23 protein-coding genes and 1 pseudogene are annotated in these 26,473 nt (G+C 69.5%); 7 read left to right on the top strand and 17 right to left on the bottom strand.

From position 1 onward, the window contains the following. Window positions 1-229: 229 nt before the first annotated feature. Complete coding sequence (locus ACFY01_RS23390) at window positions 230-1,153, bottom strand: NADP-dependent oxidoreductase (protein WP_390737656.1); 924 nt, start codon at window positions 1,151-1,153, stop codon at window positions 230-232. A 106-nt stretch (window positions 1,154-1,259) separates the two neighbouring features. Next, window positions 1,260-1,655 carry a MerR family transcriptional regulator gene (locus ACFY01_RS23385; RefSeq protein WP_390737655.1) on the bottom strand — a complete coding sequence of 132 codons (396 nt, stop codon included), beginning with the start codon at window positions 1,653-1,655 and terminating at the stop codon, window positions 1,260-1,262. A gap of 1,084 nt (window positions 1,656-2,739) precedes the next feature. On the opposite strand from ACFY01_RS23385, the gene ACFY01_RS23380 reads away from it, so the two are divergent. Further along, a complete protein-coding gene (locus ACFY01_RS23380; RefSeq protein WP_390737654.1) occupies window positions 2,740-5,436 on the top strand; it encodes an ATP-binding protein in 2,697 nt (898 codons plus the stop codon). Between the two features lie 339 nt (window positions 5,437-5,775). Here the strand turns inward: ACFY01_RS23380 and ACFY01_RS23375 are convergent, their stop codons facing one another. The 4 genes from ACFY01_RS23375 to ACFY01_RS23360 form a co-directional block, all read right to left on the bottom strand. Next, entirely contained in the window at window positions 5,776-7,101 is a 1,326-nt protein-coding gene (locus ACFY01_RS23375; protein WP_390737653.1) for a sensor histidine kinase, read from the bottom strand. A 302-nt stretch (window positions 7,102-7,403) separates the two neighbouring features. Next, complete coding sequence (locus ACFY01_RS23370) at window positions 7,404-8,678, bottom strand: hypothetical protein (protein ID WP_390737652.1); 1,275 nt, start codon at window positions 8,676-8,678, stop codon at window positions 7,404-7,406. Between the two features lie 38 nt (window positions 8,679-8,716). Beyond that, the gene (locus tag ACFY01_RS23365; protein ID WP_390737651.1) at window positions 8,717-9,985 is read right to left on the bottom strand and encodes a sensor histidine kinase; all 1,269 of its coding nucleotides are present in this window, start codon (window positions 9,983-9,985) and stop codon (window positions 8,717-8,719) included. Beyond that, on the bottom strand, window positions 9,976-10,629 hold the full coding sequence (locus ACFY01_RS23360) for a response regulator transcription factor (protein WP_390737650.1): 654 nt from the start codon (window positions 10,627-10,629) through the stop codon (window positions 9,976-9,978). Before ACFY01_RS23360 ends, ACFY01_RS23365 begins: the two co-directional genes overlap by 10 nt. Window positions 10,630-10,804: 175 nt before the next feature. On the opposite strand from ACFY01_RS23360, the gene ACFY01_RS23355 reads away from it, so the two are divergent. Beyond that, window positions 10,805-11,143, top strand: coding sequence for an iron chaperone (locus tag ACFY01_RS23355; protein ID WP_390737649.1), 339 nt, complete (start codon window positions 10,805-10,807; stop codon window positions 11,141-11,143). Between the two features lie 775 nt (window positions 11,144-11,918). Here the strand turns inward: ACFY01_RS23355 and ACFY01_RS23350 are convergent. Continuing rightward, window positions 11,919-13,013, bottom strand: coding sequence for a sodium-dependent transporter (locus tag ACFY01_RS23350; RefSeq protein ID WP_390737648.1), 1,095 nt, complete (start codon window positions 13,011-13,013; stop codon window positions 11,919-11,921). A 459-nt stretch (window positions 13,014-13,472) separates the two neighbouring features. Continuing rightward, window positions 13,473-13,667, bottom strand: a pseudogene (locus ACFY01_RS23345) (putative quinol monooxygenase); the annotation flags it as partial. Between the two features lie 175 nt (window positions 13,668-13,842). Here ACFY01_RS23345 and ACFY01_RS23340 point away from each other — a divergent pair. The 3 genes from ACFY01_RS23340 (at window position 13,843) to ACFY01_RS23330 (ending at window position 17,205) form a co-directional block, all read left to right on the top strand. Then, window positions 13,843-14,676, top strand: a complete 834-nt coding sequence (locus tag ACFY01_RS23340; RefSeq protein WP_390737647.1) for a helix-turn-helix domain-containing protein — start codon at window positions 13,843-13,845, stop codon at window positions 14,674-14,676. Window positions 14,677-14,829: 153 nt separating this feature from the next. Further along, window positions 14,830-15,522: an SDR family NAD(P)-dependent oxidoreductase gene (locus ACFY01_RS23335; protein WP_390737646.1), complete on the top strand. Its 693-nt coding sequence runs from the start codon at window positions 14,830-14,832 to the stop codon at window positions 15,520-15,522. 228 nt (window positions 15,523-15,750) lie between these two features. Further along, window positions 15,751-17,205, top strand: a complete 1,455-nt coding sequence (locus ACFY01_RS23330) for an RNB domain-containing ribonuclease (RefSeq protein WP_390737645.1) — start codon at window positions 15,751-15,753, stop codon at window positions 17,203-17,205. 391 nt (window positions 17,206-17,596) lie between these two features. Here ACFY01_RS23330 and ACFY01_RS23325 read toward each other — a convergent pair whose 3' ends face one another. Beyond that, a complete protein-coding gene (locus ACFY01_RS23325) occupies window positions 17,597-17,722 on the bottom strand; it encodes a hypothetical protein (protein ID WP_390737644.1) in 126 nt (41 codons plus the stop codon). 285 nt (window positions 17,723-18,007) lie between these two features. Next, complete coding sequence (locus tag ACFY01_RS23320) at window positions 18,008-19,054, bottom strand: epoxide hydrolase family protein (RefSeq protein ID WP_390737643.1); 1,047 nt, start codon at window positions 19,052-19,054, stop codon at window positions 18,008-18,010. 37 nt (window positions 19,055-19,091) lie between these two features. Between ACFY01_RS23320 and ACFY01_RS23315 the strand changes: the two genes are divergently transcribed. Further along, complete coding sequence (locus ACFY01_RS23315) at window positions 19,092-19,652, top strand: TetR/AcrR family transcriptional regulator (RefSeq protein WP_390737642.1); 561 nt, start codon at window positions 19,092-19,094, stop codon at window positions 19,650-19,652. Window positions 19,653-19,896: 244 nt separating this feature from the next. Here the strand turns inward: ACFY01_RS23315 and ACFY01_RS23310 are convergent, their stop codons facing one another. After that, window positions 19,897-20,727 carry a hypothetical protein gene (locus ACFY01_RS23310; protein WP_390737641.1) on the bottom strand — a complete coding sequence of 277 codons (831 nt, stop codon included), beginning with the start codon at window positions 20,725-20,727 and terminating at the stop codon, window positions 19,897-19,899. A 9-nt stretch (window positions 20,728-20,736) separates the two neighbouring features. Beyond that, entirely contained in the window at window positions 20,737-21,270 is a 534-nt protein-coding gene (locus ACFY01_RS23305) for a YbhB/YbcL family Raf kinase inhibitor-like protein (RefSeq protein WP_390737640.1), read from the bottom strand. A gap of 135 nt (window positions 21,271-21,405) precedes the next feature. Here ACFY01_RS23305 and ACFY01_RS23300 point away from each other — a divergent pair, with 135 nt between their 5' ends. Beyond that, the gene (locus ACFY01_RS23300) at window positions 21,406-22,056 is read left to right on the top strand and encodes a GntR family transcriptional regulator (protein ID WP_390737931.1); all 651 of its coding nucleotides are present in this window, start codon (window positions 21,406-21,408) and stop codon (window positions 22,054-22,056) included. Between the two features lie 583 nt (window positions 22,057-22,639). On the opposite strand, the gene ACFY01_RS23295 is transcribed toward ACFY01_RS23300, so the two are convergent. The 5 genes from ACFY01_RS23295 to ACFY01_RS23275 form a co-directional block, all read right to left on the bottom strand. Then, window positions 22,640-23,254: a GAF domain-containing protein gene (locus ACFY01_RS23295; protein WP_390737639.1), complete on the bottom strand. Its 615-nt coding sequence runs from the start codon at window positions 23,252-23,254 to the stop codon at window positions 22,640-22,642. After that, window positions 23,217-23,840: an ATP/GTP-binding protein gene (locus tag ACFY01_RS23290; protein WP_235458097.1), complete on the bottom strand. Its 624-nt coding sequence runs from the start codon at window positions 23,838-23,840 to the stop codon at window positions 23,217-23,219. Before ACFY01_RS23290 ends, ACFY01_RS23295 begins: the two co-directional genes overlap by 38 nt. After that, window positions 23,818-24,204, bottom strand: a complete 387-nt coding sequence (locus ACFY01_RS23285; protein ID WP_350838696.1) for a DUF742 domain-containing protein — start codon at window positions 24,202-24,204, stop codon at window positions 23,818-23,820. Before ACFY01_RS23285 ends, ACFY01_RS23290 begins: the two co-directional genes overlap by 23 nt. A 3-nt stretch (window positions 24,205-24,207) precedes the next feature. Further along, window positions 24,208-24,600 carry a roadblock/LC7 domain-containing protein gene (locus ACFY01_RS23280; protein WP_106960650.1) on the bottom strand — a complete coding sequence of 131 codons (393 nt, stop codon included), beginning with the start codon at window positions 24,598-24,600 and terminating at the stop codon, window positions 24,208-24,210. A gap of 74 nt (window positions 24,601-24,674) precedes the next feature. Further along, the gene (locus ACFY01_RS23275) at window positions 24,675-26,144 is read right to left on the bottom strand and encodes a sensor histidine kinase (protein ID WP_390737638.1); all 1,470 of its coding nucleotides are present in this window, start codon (window positions 26,142-26,144) and stop codon (window positions 24,675-24,677) included. Between the last annotated feature and the right edge of the window lie 329 nt (window positions 26,145-26,473).

Below are 26,473 nucleotides of genomic sequence, written 5' to 3'. Positions count from 1 at the left end.
CCGCGCAGCCCGACCGCCGACCCCCGCGGCAGCGCCGGTCTCGACCGAGCGGGTGTCCTGCGCCGTGCCGGGCGGTGCCCTGCCGCACGCGTCCGCACGCGGCTTGTCGGCGTACGCCTGAACATGCTCAACCCCGTACAGGTGAACGTGCTCAGCTGATGATGCGCTGACCACGGGTTCTCGCCAGTCCGCAATGGACGGTCGGCAGCGTCAGACGGCCGGGCACTTCTCATGCCACCTTGATGACAACCTTGCCCGAGGTGTGACCGTTCTCGACGGTGGCGAGGGCGGCCGGGGCGTCGGAGAGCGAATGGACCGCGGTGATCACGGGTGCGAGGAGTCCGTCGAGGGCCAGCCGGGCCGACCGCTCCAGGTTCTCGCGGTCGACCCGGCGCTCGACGAAACGCCCACCGAGATCGGGCACGGACATATCACCCACAGCGATGACGTTGCGGGGATCCTGGGCCAGCGGAGCGACCGTCCGCAACGAGTTGCCTCCGGCCAGGTCGACGATCCCGTCGAAGCCGTCCGGAACCAGCTCGCGTGCCGCGGCGGCGACGTCCTTGGCGGTGTAGTCGATGAACCGCACCCCGATGGCCTCGGCGTGCTCGCGTTTGGCGGTACTCCCGGTGCCGATCACACGCAGCTCGCGCCCGACAGCCAGCCGGGCGACGGCGAGGCCGACCCCGCCCCCGACCCCGTTGACCAGGACCGTGGCACCGGCCGGGAGGCCGAGCTGGTCGAGCACGTCCACCGCGGTCGTCCCGGCTACTGGCAGCGTTGCCGCCACGGTCGCGGACAGGCCCTCCGGGATGCGCGCGGTGTTCGGCGCGGACAGCACCGTCGTCTCGGCGTAGGTGCCGCCACCGGTGAGTGCGAAGCCGAAGACCGCGTCACCCACCTCGAGCCCGTTGACGTCCTCGCCCCGGGCGAGAACGGTTCCGGCTGCCTCCATGCCCAGCACGCGGGGAAACGGACGCCCGCCGTCGAGCCCGTCGACCAGACCCGAGCGCAGAAGGTGGTCGAGGGGATTCACTCCGGCGACGTCGACCTGGATCAGCACCTCGCCGCGACCGGGGACGGGATCGGGGCGATCGAAGAACTCCTGCACCTCGGGCCCGCCATACCTGCCGAAACCCCACGCCTGCCCCATCTTCCGCCGCCTCTCGTATGACCGACCCGGTGATTCCGGGCGTTGTCGCCATCCTCACCTCTGACATTGATGTGAGGGGCAACCGGATGAGATGCAGATCACAGCGTCAGGTCGACCGCGCCACCGGTTCCGGGGCCGTGGACAGCTCCGCCCGGTGTCGGCTGTTGGCCCTGATCAGCACGTCGAGTGCATCCCGGGTCTCGATCAGGTGCGCGATGTCGGCGTCGATCCGGTCGCGCTCGCGCATCATCGCCGTGAACGTCTCCTCGGCGACGCCCAGGTCACCCGGCACGTCCACACACGGCAGCACAGTCGCGATCACCCTGCTGGACATACCCGCGTCGAACAGCTGTCGGATGAGTGACACGCGCTGGACCGCAGCATCGGAATAGTGACGCTGCCCCGCGTCGGAGCGTGAGCTGGTCAGCAGGCCCTGCTCTTCGTAGTACCGCAGTGAGCGCGGACTCACGCCCGTGCGCTTGGACAACTCGCCTATCCGCATCCCTGAGAGCCTACGCCCGCATGCTCCAGGTTCAGACCGCCGTCGAGTCACGGACGTTCGCGGACACCCCCACGGCCGCAGGGTTGTCCTCCCGGTCCCACGACTGAGCACGTTCGTCTGTACACGCTTGAGCACTTTTCTCGATACGCCAACAACGTCCCTCTCGGGCCTGCGGGTGCACGCGGACGGAAGACGCTCGCCCGGTGCAGCCACACCACCAGCCTCCTGGCGTGCCGCCCGCCGGACCCCGTCACCGGTCCGGTGGGTTTGCTCGGTACCGCAGTCCCGTGACGGTGGGCGAACAGTACGGTGCCAGATGTGGGCGACTGCTCGAGGTTCATCAAGCGGCGGGTCTCCTCCCGCCTGCACCGGCGGGACGGCAGCGTGGACCAAGCGGGATCCGGCAGTGTGGACGCTGGCGCACCGCGGCTACAGCGGCAACGGGCGGCTGGATGTGGGGGTGTACGCCACCCAGCGCGAGGCTCTGCTCGAGGGCGCGAGGCTCGCCCTGGCATGCGGCCTGGAGGAAGACGGCCAAGCCCGCCGGGACTTCGAGGCCGGCCACCACCAGCAGGTCCTGGACCGCTACGAGGAAACCCACCCCGACACCCATCTGCTCCGGGTTCAGACGGCGTTCCTGCAGTTCCCCGACCGAGAGGACCGAGCACCGAGCAGATCAAAGGCAACGCGGTGGTCCCGCCCGTCACGGGCAGGACCACTGAGCGCTTTCAACGTTACCGCTCCAGGGTGAGGGCGGCCTCGGCAGTTGACGACACTCGATTCGTGTTGCACCAGGCTCTTCCGAAGATGCGCCAAGACCTCAGCTGGGCCGCGCATGCCCCGTTCGACAGGCGCTCTCGTTGCGGAGAACGCCTGTTTGCCCATGCGCTGGCCTCGGCGATCTCGAGCGTGTCTCTGCCGGTGACCGCTGTGCCGTCGGCAGAGGACCGCGGGAGCCGTTTTCGGTGGTCGTTGAAAGAGCGGCCAGGTGCCGTGTGGAGGCGTTCTGGGCATGACTGACGTCGGGGCGGCGGTAGCGCGTTTGGGGACGGCGCGGATGCTACAGCGCAGGAGGGGGCGGTCGATGACGGTCGAGGAGCTCGTGGCGGCAGTCGTCGCCTTGGCAATCGTGTCTGCGAAGAGGTTGGGCGCCGGTCTGGCGGATCGCGCGGTGCAGGGGCTGGAGCAGTCGGTGGCCGACCGGCTGGGGCGGCTGTACCGGTGGATCGCCGGACGGCTGCCCGGTGAGGAGGGCGCGGCCCTGGTCGAAGAGGCGAGCCGTTCTCCTGCTGCCCAAGCACTGCTGCGACGGCGGCTGATACGGGCCCTGGATGAGGATCTTGCAGGCGTCGAGGAGTTGCGGCTGCTGCTGTCGCCGCACGCGTCGGCCCTCGCCCATGGCGATTTCCTTCTCTCCGGATCGCCCGGCATCCCGCGCCAGCTGCCGTCGGCATTGGCGGATTTCACTGGCCGCGGTAAGGAGATAGCACGGCTGGTGGAGTGTGCCGAGCGTCCAGGCGGCTGCAGGATGTGCCTGGTGCACGGCCCAGGCGGGATCGGCAAGACATCTGTCGTGGTGCAGGCTGCTCATCGGCTGATGGCTTCTTATCCTGACGGCCAGCTCTTCGTCGATCTGAACGGGGCGGAGGAACGCCCTGCCGCTGTGGCCGAAGTCCTTGGTGACTTCCTGGTGGCGCTGGGAGTACCGCGCGGAAGAATCCCCGACGACGAGGCCGGCCGGACACGGCAGTTCCGGACGGAGTCGGCCGACCGGCGTGTCCTGGTTGTCCTGGACAATGCGGCCAGTGAACAGCAGGTAAGTGCGCTGACACCGGGTGGGTCTTCGTGCGCTGTCCTGGTCACCAGCCGCCAGGCCCTTGCTTCGCCGGCGGTGCATGAGCGCGTCGCATTGTCCGGGTTGGACGAGGGCACCGCCTGGGAACTGTTGCGACGGATCGGTGGCGCGGACCGGGTGGACGAGGATCCCGAATCGGGTCGGGACGTAGTCCGTCTGTGCGGCGGACTCCCGCTGGCCCTCCGCATCGCGGGAGCGCGGCTGGCCACGTTTCCCGCGCGCACCGTGGGCTCCTTCGCCCGCGATCTGGCCGACGACCACCGGCGGCTGGATGTGTTGAGCCTGGGCGAGCGCAGTGTTCGCGCGGTCTTCCGCGCCGCTTATCAGGCGCTCCCGTCGTTGCAGCGGCGTGCATTCAGGCTGTTGTCGGCCCTGGACACTCCCGACCTGCCGGCCTGGGCGCTGTCGCCTTTGCTGGACGTGGACGCCGATGCGGCCGACGCGTGCCTGGAGGGACTGCTGCTGGCGCATCTGGTGCAGGCTCGGCGCGGCACGACAGAGGGCCAGCGCATCGTGCTGCACGATCTCGCGCGTGGGTATTCCAAGGAGCGAGCGGCCGAGCATCTCGCGGACGAGGCCGACCGGGCCGTGCGGCGTCTGCTGGGCGCCCTGCTCAGCGCGGCCGACGTAGCCGACGCTCAGCTACGGCCGGCCGGTGCCCGGCACAGCGGCCGCGACGGGGCGGTCCGACATCCGCCGCCGGGCAACGCTGTGGCGGGGGATGTGTGGGAGGCCGTCGAGTGGTTCGAAGCCGAGCGGGTCGTGCTGGTGGCAGCTGTCGCCCATGCCCATGCCCGCGGGTGGTGGGAACTGTGCTGGGAGATCACCGACGCGATGAGTATCGCTCTTGAGCACCAGTGGCGCTGGGACATCAGCAGCCAGGTCCATGAGCTCGCTTTGGACGCGGCCGACCGTCTGGGGGATGGCCGGGCCCGTGCCGCTCTGCTGCGCAATCTCGGCGAAGCCTTGCGTGACGGCGGCAGTGACATGGGCAGGGCCGCGGAGTGCTTCAGGGAGGCGATCGCCCTCTTCCAAAGCTCGGGCGACGCACACGGCGAGGGCGACGCCCTGGGTAACCTAGGAATCCTGCTGCGCCAGCAGGGCGTACTGAGGGAAGCCATGCGAGCGCTCATCGCGGCCGAGATGCTCTTCAGGGCCCTGCCGCTTGAGCGTGGGCTGGCCTGGGCCCTGCGGGAAAAAGCGGTGATCAGCCGGCACCAGGCTCACTACACACAAGCCCTCGCCCAACTCGACGAAGCACAGACCCTGTTCGCAGCCAACGAAGAAGCCCGCGGCATCGGCTGGGTCCTACGCACCCGCGCCGACACCGAAAAGGAGAGCACGGTGGACGGCTGCCCGCTTTCTCGCCGCTGGTATCCAGGCCCCTGGCCCGGGCGTCACGCCACCAGCCGTCCCGAACAGGATCCGCGATGGGCCGCAGCCCGCGCCCACTACGAACAGGCCGCTCAGCTCCTGCACGCCGTCCGAGACCACCGCGGGCACACCTGGACCACACTGGGACTCGCCGACATGGCCCTCTACGAGGGCGACCACACCGCCGCCGAGCTGATCAGCCACGTGCTCCGGGAGACCGATGCCTGCGGCGATCATCGAGGCCACAGCAGAGCTCTGACCGTGCAGGCCCTGCTACGCGCTGAGACAAACCGCCTCAGCGACGCCATCGCGCTGGCAGAACAAGCCCTCGCCGGCCCCACCGACCACGTCGGCGCCGCTCAGGCCAGCTTCCGCCTGGCCCGCCTCTACGGCGCCGCCGGCCAGCACCAAGACGTCCTCCGCACCCTCCAGCAGTCCCGAACCCATCACCACGCCGCCGGAATGCCTTTCCCCGACCTTGCCGACACCGAACTCTCCAGGACACTCACCCGCCCCGCACCCCGAGCTCGCCGCTTCCGCCGACACCAGTGATTCCTAGGGCCTCCGACCAGGCGGCGTCGAACAGGGGCCCCCTTTAGCCCATACGGAGGAGACTCAAAGATGAGCGATACCGCAGGCAGCCATCAGAGCCGCCCCGTCTCCTCACCGCCGGATCCGCCGACGACCAGCTGAACGCGTTGCGCTCACGTGCCCTCGGCAATGTCGGAGCGGGCCTCCTCGCACGACTGCGGGACCTTCAAGCCCGGCGGTACCGCAGGTCCACCGTCTGTGCGGGGTGGCCGTCGTGGATCCGGGCCCACCGTTACTGGCTCGACACCAGGGGCAGGCGAACAAGCCACACCCGGAGCCGAGCATGTCGGAGAGGGACATTCATCTGCCGGCCGGTGCGTTGCCCTCGGAGCCGGACCCGCGGACCGGGACGAGGAGGGTGAACGTGGTCGGAGCCCTTCTGGTGAGGGAGAGTCGGCCGCCGATGGAGAGGGCCAGTTGGGAAGCGAGGGCGAGGCCGATGCCCGTCCCATGGCCGCCGCCGGTGTGCCCGTGGTCGAACAGCTGCGCCGGCTCCCCCTCCGCGGCTCCCTCGTCACTCACGTCGAAGGCGAGGGCGTCGTTCAGGTCCCGCACCACCAGTCGCGTGGTTCCGCGCCCGTGCACCCGTGCATTGTCCAGCAGGAATCCGAGCACCTCGGAAACGGGGCCGCGGGGGACCAGGACATCCGCGGGTCCGTCATGTGTGCCGCACTCCAGGCGTCTGCCGTCGGCGGCGAACAGGCCGAGCCAGTGCTCCCGCGTCTCCTGGAGGAGGTGTGCCACCGCGATGTCCCCGGCGACCGGGCGGGGCGGGGCCGGGGAGCGGGACAGGCGCAGCACTTCTTCCACGGTGTGGTGGAGGCGATGGGTGGTGTCCAGTGCCTCGGTCAGGGCGGCACGTAGCCGGGCGTCGTCGTCCTGGGCGAGGCCCGCCTCCAGAGTGAGTTGCAATCCGGTGAGCGGCGTGCGCAGCTGGTGGGAGGCGTTGGTGGCGAAGTCACGCTCGCGGCGCAGGAGTTCGGACAAGCTGCGAAGCATCGCGTTGTGCGTGCGGGCCACCTGGTCGATCTCGGCGATGCTGCTGGGGGCCGCCTGCGCATTCACGTCCCCTTCGGCGACGGCCCGGCAGTGGCGGGAGAGGTCCTCCAGCGGGGCGGCCAGCGCCCGAGCCTGCCGGCGGGCGACCAGCACCGCGATGGTCAGCGCGACCACGGTCACGCCGAGCAGGACGGCCCACGCCGCCAGGACCCGGTCGCGTACGGCGTCGGCGGGGGAGGACGCGCGGACCACGCCGATCACCTGCTCGGAGTGGGAGACCGGTACGGCGGCGACCAGATCGCCGCCCGCCTGCCCCCGGACCACCTGTCCGCCAAAGGCGCGGCGGACCGGCGCGTCCCCCAGCCCGGGGCCGCTGCCCGCGCGCTTGGCCTGTTGCGGGTCGTACAGGCCCAGATGCCCCCCTGCCGGCGCTCTGGGCAGTTCCACCGGGTCACCGGTCGCATAGTCCGGGCTCACCCGTACGGCCGCGGCGAGGGCCGCGCGCTCCAGGGTGTCGCGCTGTCCGGCGTACAGGGAGGACCTGATGGCCAGGGCCAGGGGGACGGCGAGCAGGACCACGGCGACCAACGCGGCGGTGAGGGCGACTCGCACCACGCGCTGTCTCATGCCCTCATCATGCGGCGGTTCGGCGGGGCGCGCGGGACTGCACTCACGCTTTTGCCGTCGTCTAACCGTCGGCGAGCAGGGCGTTAACCGGCCGCTTCCTAGCGTGGGTGCCATGACCGTCCGGCTTGGAGGGCAGTGGTGATGGCAGCACACGCACGGACGTCCGCGACAGTCGGGCTGGTGCTCGTGGCAGCGGTGACCGCGGGCTGTTCCGGCTCAGGCTCGCACTCCGGTTCTGACCGCACTGCCTCGGCACACTGAGCCCGTCGGCCAGGTGGGCCGGCCGGGCGCTGAGCGGTCTGTCAGCCCATGTCCGTCAGGAGGGCGTCCAGTTCCTTCTCCTGCTGCGCAGGCGACATCGGCGGGTTCGAGTGATCGATGCCGAAGGTCTTGAGTACCTTGTCCATCTGGGCGTCGACAGAGGTCCAGCCGGTCTGGTCCAGCGGCTGCAGCGATGCCTGGTCGGCGTCCCACAGGTCACGCAGCGACTGGGCGGCCGCGTGCGCCCCGGCCGCCTTACCCGAGCGTGCGTCCTTGAGCGAGGTGGACGCGAGCTTCTTCAGCGCAGCGACCTTGGCGGGCGGGAACTTCTTCACCGCCTGGCCGGGAGCCATCTGGACGGAGGAAGTGTTGTCCTCCTCCGGCGCCGGACCGACGTGCGGCTGGCCGTGAGCCCAGACCAGCAGGCCCGCGGTGGCAACGGCGAGCAGTCCGAAGCCGGCCAGCGCGGTGCGCTCCTTGCGCGGGTTGCTGGTGGCCGGTGCGACGTGGGTCGCCTCGTGGGTCTCGGTCACGTCCGAGCGCGTCACCGTCAGGTAGACCACCGTCGCCAGGATCAGGCCCAGGAAGATCAGGCTGGTGGTGAACGTGCCCAGGTTGAGACCGGTGGGGTCGCCCGGGTTCTGGGCGACCTTGGGGGAGGCGAGCCAGTCGCCGATGTTCGCGCCCAGCGGGCGGGTCAGGATGTAGGCGAGCCAGAAGGACAGCACCGGGTTGGCGCCGAACTTCCACAGCAGCGTGATCGCCGCGATGAGGCCGAGCGGCAGCAGGACCGAGACTCCCGGGCTCCAGCCGGTGAGCTCGAGGGTCCAGTCGCCGGTCGCGGTGCCGAGCGCGAAGGTGACGAGAACGGCGAGCCAGTAGAACGACTCTCGCGGGAGCGTCGTGACCGAGTGGATCGACAGCGTGCGCTCCCGCAGCCACCACACGCCGAAGACCACCGCGAGCAGCACCGAGAAGACCGCGGAACTGATCCACAGCGGCACGTTCAGCTGGTCGGTCAGGATGTCGGTGTACAGGGTGCCCGTGACGCTGACAACGACCACGGTCAGCCAGTAGGGGAACGGGACGTACCGCTTCAGCCGCAGCTGGACGGCCAGGACCACCACGAACACCGCGGTGAAGATCCAGGCTGTGTTCACCAGGCCGACGCCCAGCTTCATGTTGATCCAGTCGGCGAAGCTCTCACCGACGGTCGTGCACAGGACCTTGATCACCCAGAACCAGACGGTGACCTCGGGAACCTTGTTGAGCATGAGACGCCCGCTGCGCGTGCGTGCTTCCGTTGTCGTTGTCATGCGGGAAGGTTTACGCGGGGAATCTGCACATAACCTGACTACGCGGTTGCACGGGCGGCCGGGAGTGTCACCTCGACGTGACCGCGCCCGTCCGCGATCGCGCGGACCTCCACACCGGCCGAGGCGGCGATGCGCCGGACCACCGGCAGCCCCAGCCCGTACCCGCCGCCGCCGGTCACCCCCGCTTCGAAGACCCGGTCGACGTCCGCGGGATCGATTCCGGGGCCGTCGTCGAGGACATCGACCACGATGGTCTCGCCCTGGTCGCGGGCGGTGATCCACACCCGGGACTTCGCATGCCGCAGGCCGTTGTCCAGCAGGGGTGACAGCAGCGACACGGCGACGTCGGCCGCCACGGCGACCTCGACCTTCGCGGGGAAGGCGACCTCGACCGCGCGGCCGGCGATCGCCTGCCGTGCGGCGGAGCGCAGGTCGCACCGGGTCCCCTTGTCCGTCCGTGCGCGCGCGGCACGCAGAAGCGTCGTGATCGCCGTATCGAGGCGGTCGACCTCGCTCAGCACCGCCTCCGTCGGCACTGACTCGCCGGACAGCTGCGCCAGCTGCGCCTCGGCCCGCAGGACCGTGAGCGGTGTCCGCAGCTCGTGGGCGATCTCGTCGGTGAGCCGGCGTTCATCCGCCAGCGCGTTGTCGACGCGCTCCAGGAGGTGGTCCAGGGTCCGCCCCAGTTCCCCGAACTCGTCGCGGGGGACGCCGAGGTTGAAGCGGCGCCCGGGTTCGTGCTGGCCCCAGTCGTCGGCGAGGGCGGCCATCTCGTGCACGACCCGCAGCGCGCGGCGCACCACGAGGTGTGCGACCCCGCCGGCGAGGAGGATGGTGAGGCCGCCCAGTATCAGGGACAAGGTCAGGCTGCGCTGCTCGGACGTCTCGTAGGGAGTGAGGCCCACCCGGACGATCACCATGACGTGGTGGCCGTGGATCGGGACCTTCCGCGCGTACAGGAGGTAATCGCCGACCGACGCGGTCTGCGATCGCCCCGAGTCCGCCAGCTCCTCGACGCGATCGACCAGGCTCGGCGGGACGTTGCCGTCGATCAGGCGGCCGTCGGAATAAACCCAGGCGACCTCGTCCAGCGCCTCGCTGCTGTTCTCCGTGAGTACGACACGGCCGCCTTTGGAGGTGACGTTCGCCGCGACCGCCTCGGCGCGAGTACGTGCCAGATCGTGCGCGTCGGCGTCGGTCACCCGGCTCAGCAGCACGTGCGAGACGACGACCAGGATTGCGACCACGGCGGTGGCGATCAGCACGGTGAGTGCGACGACCCGCTTACGGAATCCCGTCACTGCCATCGGTAGCCCACGCCGCGGACGGTCGCCAGCCGCTCGGCCACACCCAGCGGACCGAGCTTGGCCCGCAGCCGGCGCACATAGGAGTCGAGGGTGTTGTCGCTGACCTGCGCCCCGTGCGGCCAGCCGGCAGCGATGAGGGCGTGGCGGCGTACCGCGTCGCCCTGCGAGGAGATCAGGCGGCCCAGGAGCCGGAACTCGGTCGGGGTCAGGCTCATGCTCACCGAATCGTAGGTGACCACGTGCTTCGCCGGATCGAGGATGACCTCGCGCGGTGCGGGCGCCACGGTGGCCCGGCGCAGCAGCGCCCGGACGCGGACCAGCAGTTCCGGGATGTCGAAGGGTTTGGTCATGTAGTCGTCGGCGCCGGCCTCGAAGCCGCCCACCTTGTGATGCAGGCCGTCCAGGGCGGTGAGCATCAACACCGGCGCGTCGACGCCGCGAGCCCGCAGGGCCAGGCAGACGTCGCGGCCGTCGGCGTCCGGGAGGCCGAGATCCAGGACGACCAGATGAGGCGCCGGTGCGAGCTGCCGCAGCAGGCTGTCGGCCGTGGCGGCGACGGAGACGGTGTGGCCGTCGTGCTCCAGGGCGCGCTTGAGGACGCCGCGGACCGCCGCGTCGTCTTCGCACACCATGATGAAAGCCACGGGCTGACCCTAGATACTCCCGGCCCAGTTCTCCATCTTCCCAGGTCAACCGCCTGGTGGTAGGGAACAGTCCACTGGTGCCGCACGGTCCGGCCCTGCCATGAAGCCGCGACGGTCGTGCGCGAGGGGCCGAGACTGCAGCGGCGGTGTTCGCGGGAGGACCACAATGGGTCGCATGGGCTCTGTGCAGGAGTACGTCGACTCCATTGCGCCAGGTCACCGTTCGCTCTTCGACCGGGTGAGCGGGCTGATCCTTGAGGAATTCCCGCATGCGAGCGTGGCGCTGTCCTACGGAATGCCCACCTACCGGGTCGAAAAGCGCAGGCTGCACATCGGTGTCTGGCAGCACGGCGTCTCGATCTACGGGTGGGGAACGGACCGCGATGGTGGCTTCAGCTCCCGCCATCCCGGGCTCATCAGCGGAAAGGCCACCATTCGGCTGCGGTCCACGGACATGGCGGCCGTCACCGACGATGAACTGCGCGCTCTCATCCGTGCCGCGCTGAAGCCCTGACGGGGGACCCGGCCCTGCACGCAGGCACAGCCAGGCGGTCCCTGGATGGCCCGACCGCCTTCCGCCCTCGCGGTTGGAAGCTGCAGCGAATCGTGCGCCGGGGTAGCACCAATCGGTGCGGTTCCGGCGGGCGATGTTCCCCCCGCCGGCAGGGAACCGGGTCCCGGTGATCGCGAAGCTGGTGCAGGCGGACGAGGGAACCGTCCGGGCCGCGCATGACCAGCTTCGGTGATGCTCGTGCCGGTCCGTGGGCTGGGACGGCGTGAAGACGGACAGGCCGCGGACCCGGTTTTGTTGATTGATCACTCATCGGTCTCGGAACGGACTGTTCGCAGTACGTTGTTTCTGGCGCGCATGATGGCGGTCCCAGATCCGTGGTGGCGAGGATCGGGGGCCGTGTTGATCGTCTTCGGACCGCGACCAGCGTGTCCCATCCGACCTGGACATTTACGGCTGAGCGTTTCAGTGCTGGTTGGGCACCTTGCGTCTCATCGCCTCGGCCGTCTGCTGACGGGCGACGTACAGCGTGGGACGCGTCTTCGAGCCGACGGGCGGTCTCGGCGCTGTGGCCGACGGCCAGCCAGCGCTTCAGTGTCTCGCATCGTTCGACCAACTCGCGCAAGTGCGGCTGGTACGCGATGACCAAGTCTGCCTCCCGTGCGGGCGGGCCGCACCGATCCCTCTTCACCCATACGGTCGTAGCCATCGACGCCTGTCGCATCCTGGGAACAGGCTGCGACAGCTTGCGCGCATCGGTGCCCTGCGGTTCCCGGCGTCAGGCCGGGGACCGCGATGTTCTAGGCGAACGCAAGACCGTGGGAGGCCGGACCCGTACGACTCGGTTGGCGGCTGTCTTCTGGAGCAGGCCGTAGCAGAGGACCGGGAGCAGCAGGTGTGGCTTGTCCGGGAGCACGGCGGTGATCAGTACGGCGCTGGCGCTGCTGTTGTTCATGCCGCAGGCGAGGGTGAGCGAGGAGGCGGCGGGCGGGTCCAGCCGCAGCAGCCGCGCGGCGCAGCGGCCGAGCACGAACGACAGATGGCAGACCAGTGCAGCCACGACCAGTGCGGCGCCCAGCAGCAGCGGGCGTGGCCGAGCGACGAAGGAGCCGAGGGCGCCGCTGGCGTTGACGTACGCCAGGACCAGTGAGCCGGCCAGGGCCACAGGCACGACTGCGCCCAGCGCCCGGCCGAGCAACGACGCGGGCAGGGCGAGCCGGATCAGGATGCCCGCCGCGCAGGGCAGCACCACGCCGACGAGGGTAAAGCCACCGCCCGCAGTGTGGACACTCGCGGCGAGCGAGTCGGCGTAGCCGCCACTGAGCAGCGGAGACAGCAACTCGATGACCAGCGGTGTGGTGAGTGGGCTGATGAGGGTGGAGGCGAGGACCAGGCCGATCATGGTCGGCTGGTCGCCGTCGCCCTTGCCGGTCCACACCGTGGCGCCGGCCGCGACGGGCATCGCCATGATCAGGATCATCGCGGTGACCAGGCCGCTGCCGCCGTCGGAGTCGGGCGAGGCGTGCAGCAGGACCGCGATGAGCGGGATGACCAGCAACGGGATCGCCAGGTGCAGCGCGAGCCCGGCGAGCAGGGCACTCGGGCGCCGCAGGACTCGGACCAGCTCACGGATGGGGACCTGGAGTCCGGATGAGAACAACACCAGCCACAGCAGGCATGGTGCGGTGGACACCGGCAGTCGGATCAGTGGTCCCAGCGGCAGTGCGTAGGAGTGGCGCAGCCACAGGCCGGGGCCCGGCACGAGCAGGGCTGAGGCGTAGGACAGGACGACGGCCCGGCCCAGACGGCGCCGCAGCCAGGCGGTCGCACGGTCAGTGGGCGCCGGTGTGGCGGTGGGAGCTGGTGCGTGCATGGCGGTCTTCTTCCGTCGCGGGGGCAGGGGCGGGACGGAAGACCGTTATGCGGAGACCATGTGCGTGCGTGTGCATGGAGCCATGGTGCGCGCACGGAACCGGCGGGGCGGGTGATCCACGGCGGCAGTCAGGATGTGTTCAGGCACCCGATGCCACGGTCGGGCAACATGGCATACGAGACATCTGAGGATCCGGTGCTTGAGGAGGTCGGCCAGGCAGACAGCCCCTTCCCGTCAACGGCTGCGCTGGAACAAGGTGTCCGAGGTCACCGTCTGCTTCTGGGTGATCGGGGTGCTGTGCACCACAGTCGGCGAGACCGCCGCCGACCTCCTGAACGAGATCGTCGACCCTGGTCGCCACGGGGAGGCCGCATGCCTCACAGGCCATGTTGGGTCCGTCGGCTCCGTCGAGGCCGCAGCAGGCACCGAATTACAGTCCCCCGGGTACTGCATGCGGGGTGCCTGCAGGTGGCTTTCGAGGGCCTGGCGGCTCTCCCAGCGCTCGAAGATGACGAACGCGCCCGGTTGTCCCTCGACCTGGTGAGCCTCGTAGTCGATGTTGCCCGCGTCGTAGCGCGATGCGGTGACGGCGGCTGTCATGAACGCCTTCATCGCGGCTTCCTTTCCGGATTTGGCCCGGGCTTCCCACAGCACGGTGACGTAGTGGTTCGACGTGGTGGTCACACTTGCCTCCTGACTCCGAACAGCATCGTTGTGCGCCGTTCACGACTCGACACTGAGCCCCCGGAGAGCGTCGGCGGGAGCTACGGGACTTCGTGGTACAGCGCGTACCACCCAGCGGAGCGGGGTGTGCGGGAGGATGGTGTGCATGGATCAACTCGGTGCCGCGCTGCGGGCGTGGCGGGACCGGCTGGACCCTGCGACGGTGGGCTTCGCACACGGCTCACCCCGTCGGGTCCCCGGTCTGCGACGCGCGGAGCTGGCGACGCTGGCCGGCATCTCGGTCGAGTACGTGGTCCGGCTGGAGCAGGGACGGGTGGCGACACCCTCGGCGCAGGTCTGCTCGGCCCTGGCTCGCGCCCTGCACCTGTCCGACGACGAGCAATCTCACCTTTTGCGCATGGCCGGTCACGCAGCGGATCCGAGCCGGGTTCCACGAATGATCCCAGGGAGCCTGTACCGGATCGTGGACCAACTCGCCGGCAACCCGTTGGCGATCTACGACGCCACCTGGCAGTTGCTGCACTGGAATCCGCTGTTCGCGGCCACGTTCGGCGATCCCACGGTCCGCGCTGTGGGGGACCGCAACGTCCTGGTCTGGCAGTTCCTGGCTGAGCTGCCCCGGGTCCGGCAGACGGCGGCCGAGCGGGTGGCGTTCGAGGAGTCCCTCGTCGCCGACCTGCGCGCGACGACGAGCCGGTACCCCGACGATCCCGACCTCGCGGCGTTGATATCGAGGTTGAACCTCAGCCCACGGTTCTGCGAGTTGTGGAGCCGCCGAGCGGTGGGCGGTCACCAGAGTGCGCACAAACTCGTCCAGCACCCGGATGTCGGAGACGTCGCCATGAACTCCGACATCCTCAACACCCAGGACACGAACCTCCGCCTCGTGGTGTACACGCCGCAGCCAGGCACCGACGCCCGCAGCAAACTCGAATTCCTTGCGGCCATCGGGGTCCAGAGGATGTCTCCTCAGGGATGAAGGCCCGCGTTTCTGCCTCGTCCGGTGGACCAGGCTGCTGGGTGGTACGGGCGGTACCAGGAAGTCCCGTAGCTCCCGCCAACCCTCCCGGGGACCCAGCATGGAGTGCGTGAACAGCGCACGACCGTGCTGTTCGGACCAGTAGGAGCCAGCATGACCACCACATTCATCACCGGGGCCAACAAGTCCCTCGGTTTTGAAACCGCTCGTCGTCTCGTCGAGGCGGGGCACACCGTCCTCCTCGGTGCCCGCCACCGTGAACGCGGTCGGGCCGCGGCCGAGTCGCTCGGCGCCCGGTTCGTTCAGATCGACGTGACCGACGACGTCTCGGTCCAGGCCGCGGCCGCGGATGTCGCCGCGCATGAGGGAACGATCGACGTCCTGGTCAACAACGCCGGCGTCCTCGGCAAGGTCGGCCCCGTCGAGGAGTACACCGCGGCCGACGTGAGGGCCGTGCTCGACGTGAACGTCGTCGGGATCGTGCGCGTCACGCACGCCTTCCTCCCGCTGCTGCGCAAGTCGCCGAACCCCGTCATCGTCAACGTGTCCAGCGGGATGGGCTCCTTCAGCATGACCCAGGACCCGGCGCGGATCGAGTCGCAGTATGCCCTGCCCCTGTACTGCGCCTCGAAGGCCGCGGTCACGATGCTCACGACGCAGTACGCCAAGGAACTGAAGGACGTGAAGGTCAACGCCGCAGACCCCGGGCAGACCGCGACCGACTTCACCGGCGGCCTCGGACACGGCGTCGCCGACGGCGCAGAGTCCATCGTGACCCTCGCGACGATCGGCCCGGACGGGCCGACGGGACAGTTCATCGACCGATCCGGGAACCTCCCGTGGTGAACCTGCCCTGAGCCCAGGGTCGGCCGACCCGCCGCGCTGCGCGTACCTCATGCTCGTAATCTCTATGGGCGTGTTCGGGCGATTCGACAACGCGGCGAGGGGCCGTAGCTGTCGTCGCGCGCCCTCCGGCGATGTCCCCTCCCCGCGCGGCCGCCGGCGCCCGGTCCCCCTCAGCCGCCCGGCCCCGCTCGCCGTGCCGGTTCGTGACCGCCGCCCTACGCTCGGGGCATGCAACGTCGCCTGATGCACATGTCTGCCGAGGCCCAGGACGCTCTGCGCACCGCGCTGGAGGAACTCCGCGCGGAGCTGAAGGTCCCCCTGAGCTTCCCCAAGCGCGTACTCAAAGCGGCCGACAAGGCCGCGGGTGAGGCGCGCTTGCCCGACAAGGACGCCACCCACCTGCCGTTCTTCACGATCGATCCGCCGACCTCGAAGGACCTCGACCAGGCCATGCACCTGGAACGGCGGCCCGGTGGCGGCTATCGCGTGTACTACGCCATCGCGGACGTGGCGACCTTCGTCAGGGCGGGCAGCCCTCTGGACATCGAGGCGCACGACAGGATCGAAACGCTGTACTTCCCCGACCTCAAGGTGCCCCTGCACCCGCCCGTCCTCTCCGAGGGCGCGGCCAGCCTGCTGCCGAACAAGGACCGCCCCGCCCTGTTGTGGCAGCACGACCTCGACGCCCACGGCAATCTGACCGACTCGTCCGTGAGCCGGGCCGTGATCCGAAGTCGGGCCCAGCTCGACTACGCCGGCGCCCAGCAGGCCATCGAGAACGGCACGGCGGAGGAGTCCCTCGCCCTGCTGCGCGAGATCGGCGAGCTGCGGGAGGCCGTCGAAATCGCGCGCGGCGGCATCTCGGTGAATCTGCCGGACCAGGACGTCACCCTCGAGGACGGATCGTTCCGGCTGCGCTACGTGGCGACGCTGCCGGTCGAGGGCTGGAACGAGCAGATCTCCCTCATGACCGGGATGTCCGCGGCCCAGATCATGCTCGACACGGGTACCGGCATCCTGCGGACCCAGAAGGAGCAGGCCGATCAGAACGTGATCAAGCGCCTGCACGACATCGCGAAGGCCCTGGGCATCGTCTGGCGGCCCGGCGTCTCGTACGCCACGCTGGTCCGCAAGCTCGATCCCCAGAACCAGCAGCACATGGCCTTCCTCACCGAGGCCACGAGCACGATGCTCAAGGCGGAGTACACCGTCTTCCGCGACAACCAGAAGCCGGCGTACACGATGCACGCAGCGATCGCGGCCCCGTACACCCATTGCACGGCTCCGCTGCGGCGCCTGGTCGACCGGTACACCGGTGAGCTGTGCGTGATGGCGTGCGCGGACAAGACCCCGCCGAACTGGGTGCTCGACGCCCTGTCCTGCATCCCGTGCGACACGGCACGGGGGAAGGGCGGCCTGGCGCACCGGCAGACCGTGGACCTGGTCGAGGCCGCGGTGCTCAAGGACCGCGTGGGCGAGGTGTTCGACGCCGCGGTCATCGACACCGACGCGGAGCGGGGCAGGCCGCGCGAGGGCAAAGTGTTCCTGGCCGACCCCGCCGTGCTGGCCAAGGTCGTCTCGACCAACGGCCTGGATCTCCAGCTCGGATCCAGCATCAGGGCCAGGCTCAAGCAGGCGGACCCCGCCGCGGACGAGGACAAGGTCCTCTTCACCGTGCCCTGATAGGACTCCGTCAGGTCTTCCCGTCGGGCCTGTTCCTGGGCACGTTGGATGTGTGGATGCATACGAAGTGAAGCGTGTACAGACGGGCGATACCGATGCGTCACACCTGCGACTTCTGCGAGCTGCCCTTCGGCGGTGCCGGAGAGCCGCCGCCGTGCACCGGGCCCAATCGACTCACGCCTTGGCGACGAGCCCTGCGACGCACGGCGCCGATCAGAGTCGCGGTGGTGGCAGCCGCCCTCGCTGGGCGGGTGGCTGCAGAGCCTCAGAGACTGGTGAGCCGTTCGGCGTCGAGGTGCCGCTCCTCCGCCTCAAGTGCGCGGACGGCAGCAGCGGCGGCCAGGTAGCGTTCGGCCGCGGCGCATTCCTCGGAGTTCCCGTCGAGTAGGTGCTACAGGTCGGTGCGGTCGCGGGCGAGTGCCTCGCCGAGCATGCGGGCGCGGCCGCGTTCCAAGATGTGGACTGCCTGGTCCCGCCGGTGGCACCGGGTCCTGACCCGGAACTCGCTCGAGATCATGACGGCGCTGGAAGACGCGCGATCCGGGAGCGGCGGCACCTGAACGGAGTCCCGTTGTAGGAGGCCGCGCCCGCCAGGAAGGCGTTCGGCGACCTGGCGGAGGGGGAGCGAGACGTCGTCCGGGAGGCGTTGGTGGCCATCGCCCGCGACCCGGCGGTGGGCCGGGAGATCCCCGACTGGGCCCTCGATCGACAACCTCACCAAGCGCATAACGGACGAGACGACACCCACCTGGCGAGGAACGTACTAGAACGTAAACGGCAATCTGCCCACTTCAAGCGCCCTCTAAGGCTGACTGCCTAGCTCGACCGCGCGGTGGAGGTCGTCGGCGTAGGCCTCGGGTTGTTCCCAGGCTGCAAAGTGGCCGCCGGCAGAGTGCTCGACGTATTCGCGAATGTTTAGGAACACCTCGGCGTAGCTGCGCGGCTCCGGTTTGATGTCGCGCGGGAACACCGAAAGTACGGTCGGGGCGTCGATCCGGTCGGGGAGGACGACCGGTTCGGTGTAGGTGGCGAATGAGGTGCCGATCGTACCGGTGACCCAGTAGGCGGTGACCCACGTGAGGAGCTCGTCCTGGGTAAAGGCTGCATGGTCGGACCAGGATTCCAGCTTCTCCACGATCCACGCCGCGAGTCCGGCAGGTGAGTCGCCGAGGGCGACGGCCAGCGTGTTGGGCCGCGTCGACTGCTGCGCTATGTACCCGCCCTCGTTGCGGAACCACCGTGCCGACCGGCTGAGGTAGGCCGCCGCGTCGGGCGCGAGTGTCGCCGGGTCCGCGGTGAGTGCACGCTGCGGGGCGACGTTCGTCAGGTGCAGGGCGCCGACTCTGTCCGGGTGCCGGGCCGCGAGGATCTCCGCGACGGTGCCGCCCACGTCCCCGCCGGAGAGTGTGTACCGGGCGTAGCCGAGCTGTTCGAGAGCGTCCGCGACGATCCCGGCGATCCGGTCGGACGACATCCGGGGCGTGGTGAGCGGGGCCGCGAACGGGAAGCCCGGCAGTGCGGGAACCACCACGTGCAGGTCCGCCAGCAAAGGCAAGACGCGCTCGAACCGCAGTACCGAGTCCGGCCAGCCGTGCAGCAGCACGACGACCGGAGCGTCGGGATCCGCGGACCGCTGGTGGATCACGCGCAGCTCGCAGTCACCCGCCTGCACTGTCACCCAGGGCAACGCGCGGATGCGGCGCTCGTGCACGCCCCAGTCATACCCGTTTGCCCAGCGTGCGAGCAGGTCATCCAGGTGGGCGCAGGTGACGCCGCGCGTTGCGTCGTCGCTCCAGGGAGTCGTGACACGCCGCGTGTGCCGGATCCGTTCCCGTATCTCGCTATTCATGTGTATCACCATACACATGAAGTGTATGCTCGTACACATGTCTTTGCGCAATGCGGCCGCCACCAGGCAGCGAATCCTGGAGCACGCCCAACGTCAGTTCGCCCAGCACGGGTACACCGCGGTCACAGTCAAAGGCGTGGCCGAAGCGGCCGGCGTGTCGCCCAACCTCATTACGCGCTATTTCGGCGGCAAGGACGGCCTCTTCCTGGCGGCGTCCCAGGTGCGGATCCCGGTCTCGAATCCCTTCCACGGCGAGCGTTGCGCGCTGGGTGCGCGCCTGGCGGCGAGCATCGTCCAGCGCTGGTTCGGTGCGTCGGAGGAAGATCCGCTACTCGTGCTGCACCGTGCTTCCGGCGAACGTCCTCAGGCGGCCGAGGCACTGGCCGCCTTCCTCGACGCCAACTCGCTGGAGCCGCTCCACCGCTACCTGCGCGACAGTGGTCTGGACGACGACGAGGCCCGCAGCCGAGCCGCAGCCATCGACGCCTTCGTGCTCGGCGTCTCGACCCGCCGTCGCGTCCTGCGTTCCGAACTCGGCGACCCGGCTGATCTTCAGGCCTGGCTGAGTACCACCATCCAATGTCTCGCCGATGGCTGATGGACGAGAGCTCGAAGCACGGGTCTTCGCCTGCCGCGCCGCACGATCCGCCCCGAGGCGCAGGACGCTCCGGTGACCAGCAGCCCTGAAGAAGGGCAGGTCAGATGCCCGTTGTCACCGCCCTGGTTGTGTCGTGGGTGACCTTTCGCTGGGGCGATAGGCCACCCACCCGTAGCCGGATGCGATCAGGTTCGCGCCGAACGCCTCGCCCTCGGCGCTCGGTTGCGCGTCGAACGGGTCGTGATCAGCTCAGTGGTGCGTAGGTTCCGGCCGCGGCGAACGCGTCGTCGATGGGTGTGATCAGCGCGGCCAGGCGGCGGGCCGCCGCATCGCCGATCGGCGCCCAGAGCGCGGCGCAGTGTTCGTCGGTCTCGGCCTCGATCTGTTCGCGAGCTGTCGCGCCCGCAGCGGTCGCGGTCCCGTCGGTGTTGAGCCAGCCGCGTCTGACGAGGCGGTCGATGGCCGCTGCCCATTCCTCATCGTTCCATTGCCGGGTGTTGCGCACGATTGCCGTCGGGAGGCGGCCGGTGGCGGTGTGAAGGACGTTGCAGTCGCACGGTCCGAGGCGGTTGTCGACGAGCACGCCGATGTGTGCGTCGCCGCGCCACTCGCGCAGTACGGTGATCTGCTGCCAGAGCGCGGTGAGCGGGTCGGGTGGAAGGGGGACGGAGGAGTTGGCGGCCGCCAGCGGCTTGCCGGCGTGGTCGGCTGCGGTGATGACCGGGTCGGTCAGTGATCGCGCTTCATCGATCTGATCGTCCGTCAGGTGCACCCCGGCACGTCGCATCGCGCGTTCGGCGGCGATGAAGCGGGCGGCCTGCCACCGCTCGGGCGGCGCGGCATCCCACACGCCTGTCATGGATCGCACCGCACGAGAGCTGAAGTTGTAGAAGGTCGCGAGCGTGACCTGCCAGGGGACCGCGCCCATCGGTGCCGAGCGAAACGCGAAGTAGGCCGGCGCGCGGTCGGTCACGCCGAGTTCGGCGGCCTGCTGCGCGGATTCCGGGACGAGGTAGATGAACCTGTGGGCCGCGTTGACGGCGAGGCTGACCTCGCGAACGGCGTCGATACTCATCTGCGCCGCTCAATTCGAAATTTCGGCAGTGGCGATCAGGACCGCCCGGCCGAGGACATGACCGGACATCGCGAAACCCAGGTAAGCCGGAGTGGACTCCGCCGGGACGCCGATGTGTTCGACGTCCAGGGCGTGCACCACGATGAAGTAGCGGTGCGGGCCGTGGCCGGCGGGCGGCGCGGCACCGAGGAAGCGGGCCGCGCGGGCGTCGTTGGGCAATTGGAAGGCGCCTTCGGGAAGGCCGGAGCCCGTGTCGTTGCCGGCGCCTGCCGGGAGATCGGTGACGGTGGCGGGGATGTCGGCCACGGCCCAGTGCCAGAAGCCGGAGCCGGTTGGGGCGTCGGGGTCGTAGACGGTCACGGCGTAACTCTTGGTGCCCTGGGGGGCTCCGCTCCAGGACAGCTGCGGGGATATGTCCATGCCGCCAGGCACGTAGGCGGACATGTGCTCGGGAGGTAACGGCGCCTTCCCGGCCACGGTCGTGCTGGTGACGGTGAAGCTCGCTGCCTCGGGCAGGCGGGCGAACGGGTCGTTGCCGCTCATCACGTACTTCCTTCCTTCGCGGGTATGGGATGGTGTGATAGTCGATCATAGCAGAAATAATCGATTATCATTGCTCTGGTTAGACTACGGATCGTGAAGCAGGCAGCCGATGACCCCGCCCCGGCGGGCAAGCAAATACTTTCCGAACGGGTTTACGTCCGGCTTCGTGAGGCTGTCCTGCACGGAGCCTTCGCTCCCGGGGACGCCCTGAAGCCGCAGCAATTGGCGAAGCAAGAGGGGGTCAGCCTGGCCGTGGTGCGCGAGGCCCTGGTCCGGCTGGTGGGCGAGGGACTCGCGAACCGGCTGCCCAACCGCGGCTTCGCCGTACCGGCCTTCTCCGACAGCCGTTGGCAGGAGCTCACCGAGGCCCGCCTGACCATCGAACCGGCCATGCTGCGCATGGCCATCGAGCGCGGCGACCTCGACTGGGAGACCCGGGTACGCGCCGCTCACCACCGACTGGCGCGGACCCCGGCGTTCGAACCGGAAGACGGCGAGTACTACAGCGACGCCTGGGCCGAGGCCCACCGCGGCTTCCACCGCGCACTGCTGGAAGGCTGCGGCAATCCCGTCCTGCTCGAGACCTTCGACCGGCTGTGGACAGCAGGCGAAATGGCCCGCCGCCTGTCCAGCCGCCGGACGCCCCACCGCTCGGGCCCCGATGAACACGAAAGCCTGGAGCAGGCCGCGCTCGCCCGTGACTCCGTCACCGCGGCCGACACCCTCATCCGGCATCTGAGCCGCACCGCGGCGGCTCTGTCTCAGGCCACGAACACACTGAGTTGACAGACTGGACGACCACCCCGCCAATGGCCGTACCGAGAGGTGACCATCCCGGAAGCAGCATGGCGGAAAGCTCTGGTCGCAGGGTGATCGCCGAAGAGGGAACCCTGTGCCAGGGGGTGCGTACCCGGCCGCGCACGGCGCCTCAAGCGGGCCGCCGCGATTCCGCCCAATCCCGCGGGCCACTTGCGTTTCGGGAGGCGGGGGCCGGGTTCGTCACCTTGCCACGCTCATGGCATCCAGCCGGTGTACCCCGCGACGACGCTCACCTTGCAGCCCGTCGGCGAGACAAACCCGTATGTCGTCGAAGTTGAGTACTACGACACTCAGTGGCGCCCGGGATCCGTGAGGAGACGCAAAGCACCGACTATCAGTCCGACTTCGTGGGAAGCCCAGGTGGGCCGCTGGCGGGCCGCCGGGTTGCCGCCGCTGGAGGGGCGCCCAAACTGCCAGGACCGCCTCAGTGGTGCGCCGGATGTTGCGCTGAGCGCTCCCCCCAGATGTCACTTTCTCCGCCGCAGTCTCACACCCGTGTCAACTTCCAGGTCACCGGCTTCGGCGCCGCGTGCGCGTCCGGCAGTGCCGGTCAGCCGCGGTGGTTCGCCGACTCCTCCAGTCGCTCGACCAGTTCGGCAGCCATGGCCTTGATGGTTTCCAGCCCTTCGCGCCCCCACGGCTGTGGTTCCTGGTCGACCACGCAGATGGTGCCCAGCACCACGCCGGTGCTGTCTATCAGCGGTGCGCCCAGGTAGGAGTGGACGCCGATCGCGTCGACCACCGGGTTGCCGGCGAACCGGGGGAAGTCCCGGATGTCCTCCAACACCAGCGCCCGGCGGCGCTTGACCACGTGCGGGCAGATGCCCATGTCGATGTCGCGGGGCATGACGCGGCCGGGCACAGGGTCCTCCAGCAACGGCGGCCCCACATGAGCCGTGGTGTCCTGCGCGGCGCTGTACAACCCCGCGAAGTACTGGCGGTCTGCGTCGAGGAAGAAGTTGACCCCGGCGTAGCAGCCGCCGGTGCGTTGTGCCAGCTCCCGTGCGAAGGCGTCGAGTTCGGCGTCCGGACGAGCATCGATGCCCAGCTCGCGCAGCCGCTCGGAACGGGCGCGCACCTGTGGGTCCTCCGGGGGGAGGAGCAGATGGCGCAGGGCGATCCCGGACTCAGGCCCGGACGGTGGGTTGGTCTGTGTCGCTGCCATGGGAACTCCTTGTCGTGATCAGATGCTGAACCAGATCGAGCAGCACGCGTATGCCCGACTTCTGGACGCGGGCGTCGCACAGCACCACTGGCACCTCCTGCCTGAGGTCGAGCGCGGTCCGCACCTCCTCCCCGCGGTAGCGGTGAGCCCCGTCGAACTCGTTCACGGCGACGACGAAGGGGATGCCGCGCCGCTCGAAGAAGTCCACCGCCGCGAAGGAGTGCTCCAGCCTGCGGGTGTCGGCGAGAACCACCGCCCCGAGCGCTCCCTCGGAGAGTTCGTCCCACATGAACCAGAAGCGCTCCTGCCCGGGCGTGCCGAACAGGTACAGGACGTGGGACGGACTGAGCGTGATCCGGCCGAAGTCCAAGGCCACCGTGGTGGTGGCCTTGTTCTCCACTCCGTCCAGTCGGTCCGTGGCCGCGCTGACGGCGGTCAGCATCTCCTCGGTGCTCAGCGGCTCGATCTCGCTGAGCGCGTTGACGAAGGTGGTCTTTCCCACGCCGAACCCGCCGGCGATCAGCACCTTGACGCCCACCGGCAGGACGTCGGCGGGCAGCGGGTCACAGTCGTTTGAGGAGGCCATCGCGTATCGCTTCCAGGAGGTCTCGATCAGGTCGTGCGGAGTGGCCCGTGGGCGCCGGGCGGGTATCACCTGCGACCACCGCGCCTCCCTCGGCCAGATCGGACAGCAGTACCTTGACCACGGCGGCGGGCACCTGCATCCGGGCCGCGACCTCGGCAACGCTCACGGGCTGTTCGCACAGCGCCAGCACCTGCGCGTGCTCCAGGCCGAAAACGCCCTGCGTCTGGGCGCCGGTGGCCCGCACCGTGGTCACCAGTGTGAAGTGGGACGTGGCCCTGGTCCGGCCGTCGCTCACCGTGTAGGGACGGACCAGTCGCCCGGCCGCTTCGTCGAGCTGCGGTCCGTCTGGGAGGACCGGCGTCATCGGTCACCCCACCGGGTGCCGGGGCGGTGTGGCCAGGTGCGGACGCACGCTCTTCACCATCATGCCCATCTCGTAGCCCAGTACCGCCGCGTCCGCATCGCGTCCGGCCAGCACCGCCAGCACCGCGCCGTGCCCGGCGGACGAGACGAACAGCAGCGAGGTGCTGAGCTCCGTCACGATCTGTCGCACGTCACCGCCGTCGTCGAAGTGCCGGCCCGCGCTGCGCGCCAACGAGTACAGCCCACTGGCGAGCGCGGCCAACTGGTCCGCGGCGTCCTTGTCGAGCCCCTCCGCTGCCTTCACCAGCCCGTCCGAGGACAGCAACAACGCGCTTCGGGTGTGCGGCACCCGGTTCACCAGACCCGTCAACAGCCAGGAAAGGTCTTCGCTCGCCACGATCGTGTACTCCTATTCGGCAGAAGGAAACGTTTCGCTGTACGGACCCTGGGCCTTCAGGGCGGCTGCGGCCATCAGGGCGTCTCCGCTTCCTCGGCCCTGCGTAGTCCGGTCTGGAATGCGGCCATGAGGCCGGGGTCGTGTTCGATGTCCTCGGCAGCACCGGCGCCGCCGACCGGTTGCGGCACTTCGGCGGCGTGGTCCTGACGGCGGCGCTGAGGCAGCCGCGGGCGGTCGTCCTCGCCGTCGGAGGGGGCCGGGGCGGGCCCGGGTGCGGAATCTGACACGCTCGGATCCGCGACGACGGTTGTCTCCGTCGCCGGGAGGTCCACCGCCTCGGTCTCCGTCCGGTCGTGCGGCTCCGCCTCGGGGGCCGGGACGGTGTGGGGCGCCGGCGCGGAAGCTGCCGGCTGCGGACCGAGCAGTGCCTCGGGCAGCACCATGACGGCCTGTGTGCCGCCGTAGACGTTGCTCTGCAACTGCACGGCGATGTCGTGTCGCTGAGCCAGGACGGAGACCACGTACAGGCCGATCCGGCCGTCTTGCAGCAGTTCGCCCAGCGCAACCTTGTCGGGTGCGCTCAAGACGGTGTTCATCTGGCCGCGCTCGGCCGGGGACATGCCCAGGCCCCGGTCCTCGACCTCGATCGCCACCCCCGCGGCGACGGGCTCCACCCGTACGTGCACGGTGGTCTGGGGCGCTGAGAAGACCGTCGCGTTCTCCAGCAGCTCGGCCAGCAGATGGACGACGTCGACCACGGCGTGGCCGCTGACCGATCCCTCGACGGGCGGGACCAGCTTGACCCGGGCGTACTGGTCGATCTCGGCGACGGCGGAACGCAGTACGTCGGTCAGGCTGACGGGGCGGGTCCACTGGCGGTGGGTGTTCGCGCCGCCGAGCACGGCCAGGTTCTCGGCGTAGCGGCGGATCCGGGTGGACAGGTGGTCCACGCGGAACAGCCCCTTGAGCAGGTCGGGGTCCTCGGCCTCGTTCTCCAGGTCGTCCAGCAGGCCGATCTCGCGGTGCACCAGGGACTCCAGACGGCGCGCCAGGTTGGCGAACACCTCGAACTGCTCCAGCCGGGAGTGGCGTTCCGCGCCGATCGCGGAGGCGGCGGTCTCCAGCAGGGCTGCCTCCGCCTCGTGCCGGGCCACGGCGATCTCGAATCCGAGGCGGGAGAGTTCGTCCGGGCCGGTCTGCGGCGGGAGTTCCGGCCGGCCCCGCACAGGGCGCTCCCCGGCCCGCAGCCGACGGCACAGCGACTCCAGTTCGGCTCTGCCCTCGGCTGTGGCACGGGTCAACTCGGTCAGCTCGGCGCGGTTTCGGTCGGCTGCGCGGGACAGCGCCTCCCAGTGCTCGGTGACTGCTCGTGCTTCCGCCGAAGCCCGCATGCCCGCGATCGCGGCCGCCATGGTCCCGATGAGCACAACGCCGCCGAACACAGCCCCCTGGTACGCCTGGTCCAGGTGGCCATCGCCGACCAGCGCGGTGGCCACCGCACCCGTCACGGCGACCACGCTCGGCGGCAGCACGGACGACAGCACCAGACGCCGTCTCAAGGACCCGGCCGGCGACTCGGCCGTCACACGGGGCCTCACGGGCGACGCCGGCCGGTCGTCCGGCGGCATGGAAGGATCAGGCATAACAGTCCCCGGACAGTACGATGATCAGGCCGAGCGCGCACGGTATCGCGCACCAGGACCCCGGTGTCAGTCCCTGGCGCGTACAGAAATCGAACCGTTGTACTTTGAACGTTTTACGAAATGCCCGTCCCGGACCTGCGGCAGTGCGGTGATGGGGCTCGATGCGACGCCCGCCGGGGACGCCGCATCCCGTTCGCCCGGTCAGTCCGTGGTGGGGACCGGTGTCTCCT

Origin of the sequence: Streptomyces sp. NPDC001480 (assembly GCF_042894725.1) — a bacterium.
In the GTDB taxonomy this organism is placed as follows: Bacteria; Actinomycetota; Actinomycetes; order Streptomycetales; family Streptomycetaceae; genus Streptomyces.
Note: the sequence above shows the minus strand (reverse complement) of the source record. Positions and strands in the feature narration are given on the sequence as shown.